This window comes from Variovorax beijingensis (genome assembly GCF_007828835.1).
In the GTDB taxonomy this organism is placed as follows: Bacteria; Pseudomonadota; Gammaproteobacteria; order Burkholderiales; family Burkholderiaceae_C; genus Variovorax; species Variovorax beijingensis_A.
Window position 1 is genome coordinate 47,924 of the sequence record NZ_VIVL01000016.1, and the last position, 13,600, is coordinate 61,523.

At 70.2% G+C, this 13,600-nt stretch carries 8 protein-coding genes; 4 read left to right on the forward strand and 4 right to left on the reverse strand.

Features of this window, described 5'->3' with window-relative positions; translation table 11 throughout:
• Positions 1–6 precede the first annotated feature (6 nt).
• The 3 genes from FB547_RS30045 to FB547_RS30055 are packed head-to-tail and all read left to right on the forward strand — an operon-like array spanning position 7 to position 3,003.
• Positions 7–960, forward strand: a complete 954-nt coding sequence (locus FB547_RS30045; protein WP_145747279.1) for a sugar kinase — start codon at positions 7–9, stop codon at positions 958–960.
• A 2-nt stretch (positions 961–962) separates the two neighbouring features.
• Entirely contained in the window at positions 963–1,946 is a 984-nt protein-coding gene (locus FB547_RS30050) for a 2-hydroxyacid dehydrogenase (RefSeq protein ID WP_145747280.1), read from the forward strand.
• Between the two features lie 31 nt (positions 1,947–1,977).
• Positions 1,978–3,003, forward strand: coding sequence for a LacI family DNA-binding transcriptional regulator (locus tag FB547_RS30055; protein WP_145747281.1), 1,026 nt, complete (start codon positions 1,978–1,980; stop codon positions 3,001–3,003).
• Between the two features lie 11 nt (positions 3,004–3,014).
• On the opposite strand, the gene FB547_RS30060 is transcribed toward FB547_RS30055, so the two are convergent.
• The 4 genes from FB547_RS30060 to FB547_RS30080 all read right to left on the reverse strand — a co-directional run bounded on the left by FB547_RS30060 (position 3,015) and on the right by FB547_RS30080 (position 10,939).
• Complete coding sequence (locus FB547_RS30060) at positions 3,015–3,473, reverse strand: RidA family protein (RefSeq protein ID WP_145747282.1); 459 nt, start codon at positions 3,471–3,473, stop codon at positions 3,015–3,017.
• Positions 3,470–4,456 (reverse strand): transglutaminase N-terminal domain-containing protein, encoded by a 987-nt coding sequence (locus FB547_RS30065; RefSeq protein ID WP_145747283.1) that lies wholly within the window; start codon positions 4,454–4,456, stop codon positions 3,470–3,472. The genes FB547_RS30060 and FB547_RS30065 overlap by 4 nt, the downstream gene beginning before the upstream one ends.
• 129 nt (positions 4,457–4,585) lie before the next feature.
• A complete protein-coding gene (locus FB547_RS30075; protein ID WP_145747285.1) occupies positions 4,586–7,318 on the reverse strand; it encodes a circularly permuted type 2 ATP-grasp protein in 2,733 nt (910 codons plus the stop codon).
• Positions 7,319–7,402: 84 nt separating this feature from the next.
• Positions 7,403–10,939 carry a DUF2126 domain-containing protein gene (locus FB547_RS30080; RefSeq protein WP_145747286.1) on the reverse strand — a complete coding sequence of 1,179 codons (3,537 nt, stop codon included), beginning with the start codon at positions 10,937–10,939 and terminating at the stop codon, positions 7,403–7,405.
• Positions 10,940–11,126: 187 nt separating this feature from the next.
• On the opposite strand from FB547_RS30080, the gene FB547_RS30085 reads away from it, so the two are divergent.
• Positions 11,127–13,598, forward strand: coding sequence for a DNA internalization-related competence protein ComEC/Rec2 (locus tag FB547_RS30085; protein ID WP_186454300.1), 2,472 nt, complete (start codon positions 11,127–11,129; stop codon positions 13,596–13,598).
• The last annotated feature ends 2 nt before the right edge of the window (positions 13,599–13,600 follow it).

The following is a 13,600-nucleotide window of genomic DNA, read 5'->3' on the forward strand; positions in this document are numbered from 1 at the left end:
AAACACATGACAGAACCCACTGCTTTCGACGTCGCCCTGTTCGGCGAAGCCATGCTACTGCTCGTGGCCGACCGGCCCGGTCCGCTGGAGGACGCGCAGGCGTTCCACAAGCGCACGGCCGGCGCCGAGACCAACGTGGCCATCGGGCTTTCGCGCCTGGGGCTCAAAGTGGGCTGGGCCAGCCGCCTGGGCACCGACTCGATGGGGCGCTACCTGATCGCGGCGATGAAGGGCGAGGGCATCGACTGCTCGCACGTCATCTGCGATCCGGCGCAGCGCACCGGCTTCCAGTTCAAGGGCCGCGTCACCGACGGCAGCGATCCGCCGGTCGAATACCACCGCAAGGGCTCGGCCGCGAGCCAGATGGGTCCGGCCGATATCGACGAAGCCTGGCTGCGCTCGGCGCGCCACCTGCATGCCACGGGCGTGTTCGCGGCCATCTCCGACACCAGCCTGCAGGCTGCGCTCAAGTCCATGGAGGTGATGCGCGCGGCCGGCCGCACGATCTCGTTCGACACCAACCTGCGGCCTACGCTGTGGCCGTCGACCGAGACGATGCGCCACTGGATCAACGAACTGGCCTCGCGCGCCGACTGGGTGCTGCCGGGCATTGAGGAAGGCCTGCTGCTGACCGGCCATGACAAGCCCGAAGACGTGGCGAGGTTCTACCGCGACCGCGGCGCGAAGCTCGTGGTCGTCAAGCTCGGCGCCGCAGGCGCCTACTACGACAGCGACGTGGCCGGCACCGGGCATGTCGACGGCTTCCCGGTGAAGGAAGTGATCGACACCGTGGGCGCGGGCGACGGCTTTGCGGCCGGCGTGGTGAGCGCATTGCTCGAAGGCAGGAGCGTGCCCGAGGCCGTGCGCCGCGGCGCCTGGATCGGCGCGCGCGCGGTGCAGGTGCTGGGCGACACCGAAGGCTTGCCGACGCGCGCGCAACTCGAAGAAGCGGGACTCTGACCATGACGACAAGAAAGAACGTGCTGGTCTTCCGGCCATTGCCCGAAGACCAGCTCGCGCGCCTGCAGGCCGCCCACCACGTGACCGTGGCCGATCCGCGCAAGGAGCCTGAGGCCTTTGCCGCCGCGCTCGCCACCACGAACGGCCTGATCGGTGCGAGTCACACGGTCGATGCGGCGCTGCTCGACGCGGCGCCGCAGCTCGAGGTGATTTCGAGCGTGTCGGTCGGCGTCGACAACTATCCGCTCGTGGAACTGCACAAGCGCGGCATCGTGCTGTGCCACACGCCCGACGTGCTGACCGAGACCGTGGCCGACACGGTGTTCGCGATTCTCATGGCCACGCAGCGCCGCGTGGTCGAGCTCTCGAACCTCGTGCGCGAAGGCCGCTGGACGAAGAACATCGGCGAAGAACTCTTCGGCACCGACGTGCATGGCAAGACGCTCGGCATCCTCGGCTTCGGCCGCATCGGCCAAGCCGTGGCACGGCGCGCCGCGCTGGGCTTCGGCATGCCGGTGCTCTACCACGCGCGCCGCCCGGTCGATCTGGCCAAGCAGGCGCCCGAGCTGCAGGGCCGTGCCACGCACACGCCGCTCGACGAGTTGCTCGCGCGTTCGGACATCGTGCTGGCGATGCTGCCGCTGACCGACGCCACGCGTGGCATGATCGACGCCGCCTTCTTCGCGCGCATGAAGCCCGGCGCGGCCTTCATCAACGGCGGCCGCGGCGCCACCGTGAATGAAGAAGCGCTGCTGCACGCGCTGGACCACGGCACGCTGCGCGCGGCCGGCCTCGACGTGTTCGCGAAGGAGCCGCTGCCCGCCGATTCGCCCTTGCGCACGCATCCCCGCGTGACGCCGCTGCCGCACATCGGTTCGGCCACGCACGAAACACGGCACGCCATGGCGGAACTCGCGACGACCAACCTGCTGCAGGTGCTGGCGGGCGAGAAACCGACGGCGCCGTACGACACGGCGGCCGCATGAGTCCCTTGAGGATTTTCTCCCTCCCCAATCCATGAACCCCAGCGGCCGCGCCACCATCGCCGACGTCGCCGAGGCGGCGGGCGTTTCCAAGGCCACGGTCTCGCGCTTTCTCAACCACCGCGAGCGGCTGCTGAGCCGCGATATCGCGGCGCGCGTGGAGGCGGCCATCGCCAAGCTGGCCTACACCCCCAGCCCGATGGCGCAGGCCCTGAGCCATGGCCGTTCGCGGCTCATCGGCCTGATCGTGGCCGACATCACCAACCCGTATTCCGTCGCGGTGCTGCGCGGCGCCGAGAAGGCCTGCCAGGACGCCGGTTACCTCGTGATGCTGTTCAACCTGGGCAACGAGAGCGAACGCGAGCGCGAGGCCATCGATGCGCTCGCGGGCTACCAGGTCGACGGCTTCATCCTCAACACGCTGGGGCGCGGCAGCAACGTGGTCGATGCGGTCACGCTGCACGGCAAGCCCGCGGTGCTGGTGGACCGGCGCCACACCGGCATGCACACCGACTTCGTCTCGCTCGACAACCACTCGGCCATGCGCGACACCTGCGGCCACCTCGTCGAGGGCGGCTACCGCGAGCTGCTCTACATGACCGAGCCGCAGAAGGGCGTGAGCTCGCGGCGCGAGCGCACGGCCGCCTTCGGTGCCTGCGTGGCCGCGCACGAGCCGCGCGTGGCGGGCGAGGTGTTCGAAAGCGTGGAGGGCGACAGCGATGCGCTCGACGAGGCCTTGCGCGCGCTGCGCCGGCGCGCCGGGCGGGGGCGCCGCGCGGCCGTGGTCGCGGGCAATGCGGTGGTCACGCTGCGCGTGGCGCAGTCGATGGCGCGGCTGGGCTGGCGGTTCGGGGAGGACCTGGGCTTCGTCGGCTTCGACGATCCCGAATGGGCTTCGCTGATCGGCCCCGGCCTGAGCACCGTGGCCCAGCCCACCGACGCCATCGGCCGCACGGCCGCCACCTGCCTGATCGAGCGGCTGCAGGGACTGGACGCCGCGCCGCGCCAGCTGCTGCTGCCGGGGCAGCTGGTGGTGCGGGGCTCGTCGCAGCCGGCGTAGGCGCCGGCCGCTCAGGCGACTTCGGCGATCAGCTCGATCTCCACGCAGGCGCCCATCGGCACTTGCGCCACGCCGAACGCGCTGCGCGCATGCGCGCCCTTCTCGGGGCCGAACACTTCGGCGAAGAACTCGCTCGCGCCATTGGTCACCAGGTGCTGTTCGGTGAACGTGCCCACGGAGTTGACCAGGCTCATCACCTTGACGATGCGCGTGACCTTGTTCAGGTCGCCCACGGCCGCATGCAGCGTGCCGAGCAGGTCGATGGCAATGGCGCGCGCGGCCTGCTTGCCTTCTTCGGTGCCGATGTCCGCGCCGAGCTGGCCGGCCCAGACCTTGCCGTCCTTCTTGGCGATGTGGCCCGAGAGAAAAACGAGGTTGCCGGTGCGCACGAAGGGCACGTAGGCCGCGGCGGGGGCGGCGACCGGGGGCAGGGTGATGCCGAGGCTGGAAAGCTTGTCGTAAACGCTCATTGAAGATCCTTGTCAGGGGGTTGCGGTTGAACCTGTGATTGTGACTGCGCCGCCTGCGCGGCCTGCGCGCGCAGCTCTTCGATCGGCCGCACCGTCACGCCCACCTTGAGCGTGTGGCGCGCGCCGCCATGCAGCACGCCGCGCATCGGCGAGACGTCGGAATAGTCGCGCCCGATCGCGAGTGCGACGTAGTCCTCGCCGGGCTGGCGGCCGTTGGTGGGATCGAAGTCGGCCCAGCCGCCGGCGCTTTCATGGCCGTCGCCGTCGCCTTCGCCCGGCAGGTAGACCGACACCCAGGCGTGCGAGGCATCGGCGCCCACCAGCCGCGGCTGGCCCGGCGGCGGCTGCGTGAGCAGGTAGCCGCTCACGTAGCGCGCCGGCAGGCCCATGGCGCGGAAGCAGGCGATCATGATGTGGGCGAAGTCCTGGCACACGCCCTTGCGCTGCGCGAGCGCTTCAACGGCGGGCGTGTTGATCTCGGTGCTGTCGGCGTCGTAGGCGAAGTCGCGGTACATGCGCTCGGTGAGGTCCATGGCCACGTCGAAGGTCGGCCGCTCCGGCGCGAAGCTCGCGCGCGCATAGGCCGCGAAGTCGTCGTGGCGCGGCACGTAGGGCGACGGAAACACGAACTCCGAGGCCGGGTCGAAGGTGGCGTCCTTGCGGTAGCGGAAGCGCTCGCGCACGGCCTCCCAGGGCAGCTCGCGCGCAATGCCGGGCGCAAGCTGCGGCGTTGAAGTCTCGACCACGCTTTCGGCCGTGACGACGAGGCTGTCGTGCGTGGCCTCGAGCGCGAAGAAGGCGCGCGTGTTGCCGTAGACATCGGGCACTTCGCTGCGCTGCGCGGGTTGCGGCTCGATCGCGAGCCTGTGGCTCACGAGCCGCTGCGAACCGGTGGCCAGCGGCTTCAGGTGGGCCAGGTGCTGTGCCGTTTCGACCGCGGGCGAATACTCGTAGCGGGTTTCGTGCGTGACGTGGAGCAGCATGGCGAAGTCGGTCTCCCTGGATTCATCGTGGAACGCCGCGGAACCGGCTTTGCCGGGCCGCTGGCGTTGCCCCCTCGAAGGGGGTTGGCGAAGCGACACGAAGTGCGCGAAGACTGGGGGTGAGCATATTCAGGCGCCGACCGAGCGCAGCGATTCGGAAGTGAGCGTGAAATAGCGCGTGCCGATGGCGTCGGACACATGGTAGGCCGCGGTCTCGCAATGGGCCAGCAGCTCGACCAGTGCCGGGTAGCTGGCCTCGGCGCCGGCCGCGCAGAGATGCTCGAGCGTCCAGCTGGCGGGATCGGAAAGTTCGTACGACAACGCTGTGAGCTTGCCGGGCGCGCTGCCGGCTAGGCGCGCTATGCGCCCGCGCAGCGTTTGCGTGACCCAGGCCAGCGAGCGCGGGTTCTCGGCATCGAGCACCAGCAGGTCGACCAGCGTGGCGACGTCGCGCCGCTGCTGGTAGCGCGCGTGGAAGGTGATGGTGCTGTCGAACAGCGCCACCATGGCTTCGAAGCCGCTCACCTCGTGCACGGCGCCGTTCTCGAAGCCGGCCTCCAGCGCGCTCGAAAGAAAGCCCAGGCGCTCGATGTGGCGGCCGATCGACAGCAGGCGCCAGGCGTCGTCGCGCGTCATGCGGTCGGTCTGCGCGCCGGTCATGGCGGCGAGCGCGGTGCTTGCGGATTCGAGCGCGCGCAGCGCAGCGCCGGTGGCAAAGCTGCCTTCCCCAGCCTGTTCGGCCGCGCGCCGCAGGAAGTCGGCTTCGGCGCGCACGATCTGGTTCCAGGTGTCCTGCGAGAGCCGTTCGCGCACGGCGGCGGCCGCCTGCCGGATGCAGCGCAGGCTGAAGCCCACGCTGCCGCCGCGTTCCACGTCGCCGAGCTCGGCGATCAGCGCGCGTTCGAACACGCGGCGTGACTGCGGCGCGCTCGGCACTTCGGCCGGCACCAGCGCATTGCGCAGCGCCATGCGGTGCAGCCAGTCGAGCAGCGGCCGCGAGGACTGGTCTTCGCTGCCCAGCAGGTTGAGCGTGAGGCGCGCGAGGCGCACTGCGTTCTCGGCGCGCTCGGTGTAGCGGCCGAGCCAGAACATGTTTTCGGCCGCGCGGCTGGTCACGGGCGCGCGGTGCCGCGCGAGCGAGGCCGGGGTGGCATGCGGCTGCAGCAGGGTGGTGCGGTCGACCTCGCCGTGCGTCTGCACCCACACGTCGGCGCTGCTGCCGCCGCGCTGCATGGACGCGATCTGCGCATCGCGGCCCGCCAGCCGGGCCAGCCCGCCCGGCAGCACGCGCCAGGACTGCGGCCCGTCGCTCACCGCGAAGACGCGCAGCAGCACCGCGCGCGGCGCGATGTGGCCGGGGCCCATGTCGTTGGCCCAGGTGGGCATCTGCGACAGCGGCAGGTAGCTCTGGACCGTGTGGGCCTCGCCCTCGCGCACGATGCGGCCGGCCCATTCGTCGAGCTGGCGCCGGCTCAGCTGGCTGCCGAGCACCGCATCGAAGCTGGTTTGTCCGTCGGACCCAGGGTAGGTGGGCTTGATGGCGCAGTCGCCAAGCTGCGGCAGCACCGCCTCGAGCGCGGCACGCTCGCCGCACCACCAGGTCGGCAGCGCCGGCAGCTTGAGCTTTTCGCCGATGAGGCGGCGCGCGAGCCCGGGCAGGAAGCCCAGCAGCGCGGGCGATTCGAGGAACGCCGAGCCCGGCATGTTGGCCACCAGCACATTGCCGGCGCGAATCGCCTGCAGCAGCCCCGGCACGCCCAGCGTGGAATCGGGGCGCAGCTCGAGCGGGTCGAGGAACTGGTCGTCCAGCCGCTTGATGAGCCCGTGCACCGGCCGCAGCCCCTGCAGGGTCTTGAGGTAGAGCCGCTGGTCGCGCACCGTGAGGTCGCTGCCCTCGACCAGCGTCAGGCCGAGATAGCGCGCCAGGTACGCATGCTCGAAGTAGGTCTCGTTGTAGGGGCCGGGCGTCAGCAGCGCGATGTGCGGCGGCACGCCGGCCGGGCACATGCGCTGCAGCCCGTCCATCATGGCGCTGTAGGTGGCGGCCAGGCGCTGCACCTGCAGGGCCTCGAAGGCCTGCGGAAACTGCCGCGTGATGGCCAGCCGGTTTTCCAGCAGGTAGCCCAGCCCCGAGGGCGCCTGCGTGCGCTGCGACACCACCCACCAGTTGCCGTCGGGCCCGCGCGCAAGGTCGAAGGCCGCGATATGCAGCCAGGTGTCGCCCGGCGGTTTCACGCCGTGCAGCGCGCGCAGGTAGCCGGGGTGGCCGTGCACCAGCGCCGCAGGCAGCAGGCCCTCGGCCAGCAGCTGCTGCGGGCCGTAGACGTCGGCCATGACACGGTCGAGCACGCGCACGCGCTGCAGCACGCCGGTCTCGATCTGGCTCCAGCTCTCGGGCGAGACGATCAGCGGGAACAGGTCGAGCGACCAGGGACGCTGCGGCCCGTCGGCGTCGGCATAGACGTTGTAGGTGACGCCGTTGTCCCGGATCTGCCGCTCGAGGCTGACGGCGCGCCGTGGCAGGTCGCTGAAGCCGCCCGGGCCGAGCTGCTCGAAGAAGGCGTTCCAGGCGGGTGTGAGGGGCGGGTTGTCGTTGGAGGAGGGCTGGAGGACCTGGGTCTGCGTCTGGGATTGGGCTGGGGGCAGGTCCGGCGGCATCGCGGGCCGCTCCGCCGCAGCGTCGTAGAGCATGGGCGGCAACGGAGCCATGGGCGCCGTGCCCGCAACCGGCCGCGCCGGCGTGGCCTGGCCGCGCAGTTCGTCGAAGTGGCCGGGCAGGGCGGCCGGCGCGAGCGCCGACGCCAGGGCGGCTGGAAATTCCAGCGCCTGGGCGTCGAACAGGGATTCGTTCAAAGGTTCCACAGGAGGTGGATTGTCACATTGCCGTCACCGGCCGGATGGCGGCAATGTGCTGGATGTCCTCTTGCGGGTTTTTTTGAGGCCCTCTCAGCGCCGCAGATCGAGCGTGAACGGGAATTCGCGGCTGCCCGCGAGTTCGATGGTTGCGGGCGGCGTGCGCATCAGCCCCGGCGTGTGGCCCATGCGCGTGAAGCGCGACATGCGACGGCTTTCCGCCTCGTAGGCATTGACCGGGAAGGTGTCGTAGTTGCGCCCGCCGGGGTGGGCGACGAAGTACTGGCAGCCGCCCAGCGAGCGCTTCATCCAGGTGTCGACGATGTCGAAGGTCAGCGGCGCATGGGCGCCGATGCTCGGATGCAGTGCCGACGGCGGGTTCCAGGCCTTGTAGCGCACGCCCGCCACGAATTCGCCGACGGTGCCCGTGGGTTGCAGCGGCAGCACCTTGCCGTTGACGGTGATCACGTGGCGGCTTTCGTTCAGGCCGGTCACGCGCACCTCGATGCGCTCGAGCGACGAATCGACATAGCGCACCGTGCCGCCGGCCGAGCCTTCCTCGCCCATCACGTGCCAGGGCTCGAGTGCATTGCGCAGCGACAGCTCCACGCCCATGGCCTGCACCTGGCCCACCAGCGGAAAGCGGAACTCCAGGTGCGGCGCGAACCAGTCGGCATCGAAGGCGAAGCCGGCTTGGCGCATCTCGCTGATCACGTCGTCGAAATCCATCTTGACGAAGGTGGGCAGCAGGAAGCGGTCGTGCAGTTCGGTGCCCCAGCGGGTGACGGGCGCCTTGTACGGTTCGTCCCAGAAGCGCGCCACCAGCGCGCGGATCAGCAGCTGCTGCGCAATGCTCATGCGCGCATGCGGCGGCATCTCGAAGGCGCGCAGCTCCAGCAGGCCGAGGCGGCCGGTGCTCGAGTCGGGCGAATAGAGCTTGTCGATGCAGAACTCGCTGCGGTGCGTGTTGCCCGACACGTCGATCAGGATGTTGCGCAGCGTCCGGTCCACCAGCCAGGCCGGCATGTTCTGGCCGTGGATCTCGCGGTTCCTGGCGATTTCCTTCAGCGCGATCTCGAGCTCGTAGACCTGGTCGTTGCGCGCTTCGTCCACGCGCGGCGCCTGGCTGGTCGGGCCGATGAACATGCCCGAGAACAGGTAGCTCAGCGAAGGGTGGTTGTGCCAGTAGAGCAGCAGGCTCGCGAGCAGCTCGGGCCGGCGCAGGAAGGGGCTGTCGGCCGGCGTGGCGCCGCCCATCACGAAGTGGTTGCCGCCGCCGGTGCCGGTGTGGCGCCCGTCGGTCATGAACTTCTCGGCCGAGAGGCGGGTTTCGAACGCGGCGTTGTAGAGGAACTCGGTGTGGGCGACCAGTTCCTTCCAGTTGTGGGCCGGATGGATGTTGACTTCGATCACGCCCGGGTCGGGGGTGACGGCCAGCATCTTCAGGCGCGGATCGCGCGGTGGCGGATAGCCTTCCATCACGATGCGCATGCCGAGCTGTTGCGCCGTGGCTTCGACGGCCGCGACCAGGTCGAGGTAGTCCTCCAGGCGCGCGAGCGGCGGCATGAAGACGTAGAGCACGCCCGAGGCGCTGCCTTTTTTCTCGGCCGACGGGCCGTTGGCGCGGCGCGGGTCGCGCACTTCGACGCACAGCGCGGTGCGCGTGACCCAATGGGCCGATTCGCCGCGCACCGGCTGGCGCGTGGCTGGCGTGGCGGAGGAGCGGATGGCTGCTGCGTCGGCTGCGGCGGCATCGCCGCTTGCCGCTGTGCCTGCTGCAGCCACCTCGCCCGGCGCCTGCATGCGCAGGGCCGCGGGCACCACCGGCGGCGCGCCGAAGGCATAGGGCACCGCGCCCAGGTCGGCACCCGCTGCGCCGCCGGCCGGCACGGCATAGCGCGCGCGGTAGTCGGCCGAGCTCGGCAGCGCGGCGCGCGGCGCGGTCGGGTCGCGCTCGACGAGGTAGGGGTAGTCGCCCTTGCTGGCCCAGGGCTGCGAATCGAGCGGCAGGCGGTAGCCCATCGGCGAATCGCCCGGGATCAGGTAGAGGCGGTCGTCGCGCAGGAACCAGGGGCCGGTCTTCCAGCCCGGGCCTTCGAGCGCCGGCGCGTCGGCATTGGCGTTGCCGGGTTCGAGCGGCAGCATGTAGCCGATGACCGCGTCGAGCTTCTGCGTGAACACGCGGCGCAGGCGAACGCGCTCGAGTTCGTCGTCGAGCTTCGATTCGAAGGGATCGACGTTGACCGGCAGCCGGCGTTCGCGCCAGAGGTAGTAATAGACGTCTTCGTAGCCGGGCTGGATGTAGCGCTCGGTGATGCCGAGCTTGTGCGCCAGCACGGTGGTGAAGCGGCGCGCGTCCTCGCTCGTGTAGTGCGTGGGCACGCGCTCGTCGGCAAAGAGTTCGGGGTCGTGCCAGAGCGTCTGGCCGTCGGCGCGCCAGAAGATCGACAGCGCCCAGCGCGGCAATTGCTCGCCCGGGTACCACTTGCCCTGGCCGAAGTGCAGGAAGCCGCCCTGGCCGTACTCGGCGCGCAGCTTGTGCACGAGCTCGGTGGCATAGCCGCGCTTGGTGGGGCCGAGCGCATCGGTGTTCCACTCGGGCGCGTCGCGGTCGCTGGTGGCCACGTAGGTGGGCTCGCCGCCCATCGTGAGCCGCACGTCGCCGGCTTTCAGGCGCGCATCGACCGCGTCGCCGAGCGCGAGCACCTCGGCCCACTGCTCCTCGGTGTAGGGCTTGGTCACGCGCGGCGATTCGTAGATGCGCGTGACCTTCATCTCATGGCCGAAGTCGACCTCGGCTTCGTCCACCGCGCCTTCGATGGGCGCGGCGCTCGAAGGCGTGGGCGTGCAGGCGAGCGGGATGTGGCCTTCGCCGGCAAGAAGGCCCGAGGTGGCGTCAAGGCCGATCCAGCCCGCACCGGGCAGGAAGACCTCGCACCAGGCGTGCAGGTCGGTGAAGTCGACCGTGGTGCCGCTCGGGCCGTCGAGCGCCTTGACGTCGGGCGTGAGCTGGATCAGGTAGCCCGAGACGAAGCGCGCGGCCAGCCCGCAATGGCGCAGCAGCTGCACCAGCAGCCAGCCCGAGTCGCGGCAGGAGCCGCTGCCGCTGGCGAGCGTTTCTTCCGGCGTCTGCACGCCGGGCTCCATGCGGATCAGGTAGTTGACGTCCTTCTGGACCTGCTGGTTGAGGCCAACCAGAAAATCGATGGTGCGCTGCTCCTTGCGCTCGATCTTGTCGAGGTAGGCCTGCAGAAGCGGCGTGGGTTCCTCGGTGACGAGGTAGGGCGCGAGTTCCTCGGCCTGCGAGGCGGTGTACTTGAACGGGAAGTTCTCGGCCTGCGGCTCGAGGAAGAAGTCGAAGGGGTTGTAGACCGCCATCTCGACGACCAGGTCGACCGTGACCTTGAACTCGCGCGTCTTCTCGGGAAACACGAGCCGCGCCTGGTAGTTGGCGAACGGGTCCTGCATCCAGTTGACGAAGTGCTCGGCCGGCTCGACCTGCAGCGAATACGAGATGACGTTGCTGCGGCAATGCGGCGCGGGCCGCAGGCGCACGACCTGCGGGCCCAACTGCACCAGGCGGTCGTATTTGTAGTGGGTGACGTGGTGGAGTGCGGCGTGAATGGACATGCGTTTTGTGTGCAGTACTGCGAGATTGCATCGAAAAGATGTCTCTTGTGAGACGCATACTAGCCTAGGGCCTGTCACCAATTAAGCGCCTTCGAGAATTGGTGGCAGGCCCTGGAAGCAAAGCAATTAACGCGCCACTGAGCGTGAGTGCAGGGAGGGTTTGCATCATGTGTTCTGGAGATTGCCGGTGAGGCCGGCGCGCGCGTCCGGCGGCGCCGCGGCATCGTCGTGGGCCTTTGCTGCGCTGGGCGGATCGCTGCTCGGCGCGGCATTGCAATTGCATCAGCCGAAGCTGTGGAGCGCGGGTGCCTATGCGGCGCTGTTCTTCGCGGGCCTGGCCGGCCTGGCGGGGCTGTCGCGGCGATGGCGGCCGCTGCCTCGCGCATGGCGCTTGCCGGCGGGGCTTGCGATGGTCGTTGCCCTGGCCTGCGGAGCGCTCGCCGCCGGCGGGCTCGCAGGCTGGCGGGCGGTGGCCTATGCGCGGGGCGCACTGGACCCGGCCCTCGAAGGCCTCGACCTGCAAGTGGTCGGCGTAGTCGCGCAGATGCCCCAGCGCAGCGAGGGCGGCACGCGCTTTCGGCTCGATGTCGAATCGGCCCGCTGGGCCGATGAACGGCTTGGGTCCGCGTCGCGTGTTCCGGCGCGCATCGCACTCGGCTGGTACCGCGACGACACGAGTCTCTGGGGGCGCGCTCCGGAAAGCCGTGCCGCGGCGACGGGCGGCGATGCGGCTGCGCTGCATGCGGGCGAGCGCTGGCGCCTCACGGTGCGGCTCAAGGCGCCGCACGGCAATCTCAATCCGCATGGCTTCGACAACGAGCTGTGGCTGTGGGAGCAGGGCGTGCATGCCAGCGGCTATGTGCGAACGGGTGCCCGCGACGCCGCACCGGCGCGCCTGCAATCCACGTGGCTGCATCCCGTCGAGCGTGCGCGGGAGGCGGTGCGCGACGCGGTGTTCGAGCGCGTGGCCGACACCCGGCAGGCGGGCGTCATCGCCGCACTCGTCACCGGCGACCAGGGTGCCATCGACCGCAGCGACTGGGATATTTTTCGCGCCACCGGCGTGGCGCACCTGATGTCGATCTCGGGTCTGCACATCACCATGTTCGCCTGGCTTGCCGCGCATGCGGTGGGCGCACTGTGGCGGCGCAGCGGCTGGCTGATGCTGCGCATTCCCGCGCCGCAGGCCGCGCTGGCCGGCGGGGTGCTGCTGGCCGGGCTCTACGCGCTTTTCAGCGGCTGGGGCGTGCCTTCGCAGCGCACGGTCTGGATGCTCGCGACCGCGGCGCTGCTGCGGCTCACCGGACGGCGCTGGCCATGGCCCCATGTCTGGCTGCTGATCGCCGCGGTGGTGGTGGCGCTCGACCCGTGGGCGCTGATGCAGGCCGGCTTCTGGCTCAGCTTCGTGGCGGTGGGTATCCTGTTCGCGACCGGCTTCATGCGGCCGGCCGGGGAGACGGCTGGAAAATGGTCCCGGCTGCTGGGGTTCTTCCGCGAGCAATGGGTGATCACGCTGGCGCTCACCCCGCTCAGCTTGCTGCTTTTCCAGCAGGTGTCGGTGGTGGGCCTGCTGGCCAATGCGGTGGCAATCCCCTGGGTCACGCTGGTGGTCACGCCGCTGGCCATGCTGGGCACCGTGGCGGCGCCGCTGTGGACGCTGGCCGCATGGGCCGTGCAGGCGCTGGCCGTGATGCTGAGGTGGTTCGCCGCATGGCCATATGCCACGCTCTCGATGGCGGCGCCACCCGTGTGGATGGCGGCCTGCGGGGTGGCGGGCGGCGTTCTGCTGGCCATGCGCCTGCCATGGTCGCTGCGCACGCTGGGCCTGCCGCTGCTGCTGCCGGTGCTGCTCTGGCACGCCCCCCGTCCGGCCGAGGGGCAGTTCGAACTGCTGGCCGCGGACATCGGGCAGGGCAATGCGGTGCTGGTGCGCACGGCAGCGCACAGTCTGCTGTACGACGCCGGCCCGCGCTACAGCCTCGAGAGCGACGCCGGCCATCGCGTGCTCGTGCCGCTGCTGCGCGCCTTCGACGAGCGGCTGGACATGCTGGTGCTGAGCCACCGCGACAGCGACCACACCGGCGGCGCGGCCGCGGTGCTCGCGATGCAGCCGCAGGCGGCGCTGTTGAGCTCGATAGAGGCCACGCACCCGCTGCAGGCGGTGCGTCCGGCGCGGCGCTGCGAGGCGGGGCAGCGCTGGACCTGGGACGGCGTGGATTTCGAGATCCTCCATCCGGCGGCGGACGACTACCTGTCGTTCACCAAGCCCAATGCCATTTCCTGCGTGCTGCGCATCGCCAACGGCCGCGCCACGGTGCTGCTGGCCGGCGACATCGAGCGCCTGCAGGAGGCCGCGCTGGTGTCGCGCACGGCCGATCTGCGGGCCGACGTGCTGCTCGCGCCGCACCATGGCAGCAAGACTTCGTCGAGCGCGCTGTTCCTCGAAGCGGTACGCCCGCGCATCGCGCTGGTCCAGGCGGGCTACCGCAACCGCTTCGGCCATCCGGCCCCGGAAGTGGTCGAGCGCTATGCCGCGCAGGGCGTGAAGCTGGTCGAGAGCGTGCCCTGCGGCGCAATGCTCTGGCGCAGCCGGGAACCGGGCGAAGTCGGCTGCGAACGGGAGCGCAATGCCCGCTATTGGCACCACCGCCTGCCGTGAAA

Bases quoted from the DNA above. Each gene is read 5' to 3' on its own strand.
- FB547_RS30060 (WP_145747282.1), bottom strand. From the start codon at position 3,473: ATGAGCGTTTACGACAAGCTTTCCAGCCTCGGCATCACCCTGCCCCCG.
- FB547_RS30045 (WP_145747279.1), top strand. From the start codon at position 7: ATGACAGAACCCACTGCTTTCGACGTCGCCCTGTTCGGCGAAGCCATG.
- FB547_RS30055 (WP_145747281.1), top strand. From the start codon at position 1,978: ATGAACCCCAGCGGCCGCGCCACCATCGCCGACGTCGCCGAGGCGGCG.
- FB547_RS30065 (WP_145747283.1), bottom strand. From the start codon at position 4,456: ATGCTGCTCCACGTCACGCACGAAACCCGCTACGAGTATTCGCCCGCG.
- FB547_RS30080 (WP_145747286.1), bottom strand. From the start codon at position 10,939: ATGTCCATTCACGCCGCACTCCACCACGTCACCCACTACAAATACGAC.
- FB547_RS30050 (WP_145747280.1), top strand. From the start codon at position 963: ATGACGACAAGAAAGAACGTGCTGGTCTTCCGGCCATTGCCCGAAGAC.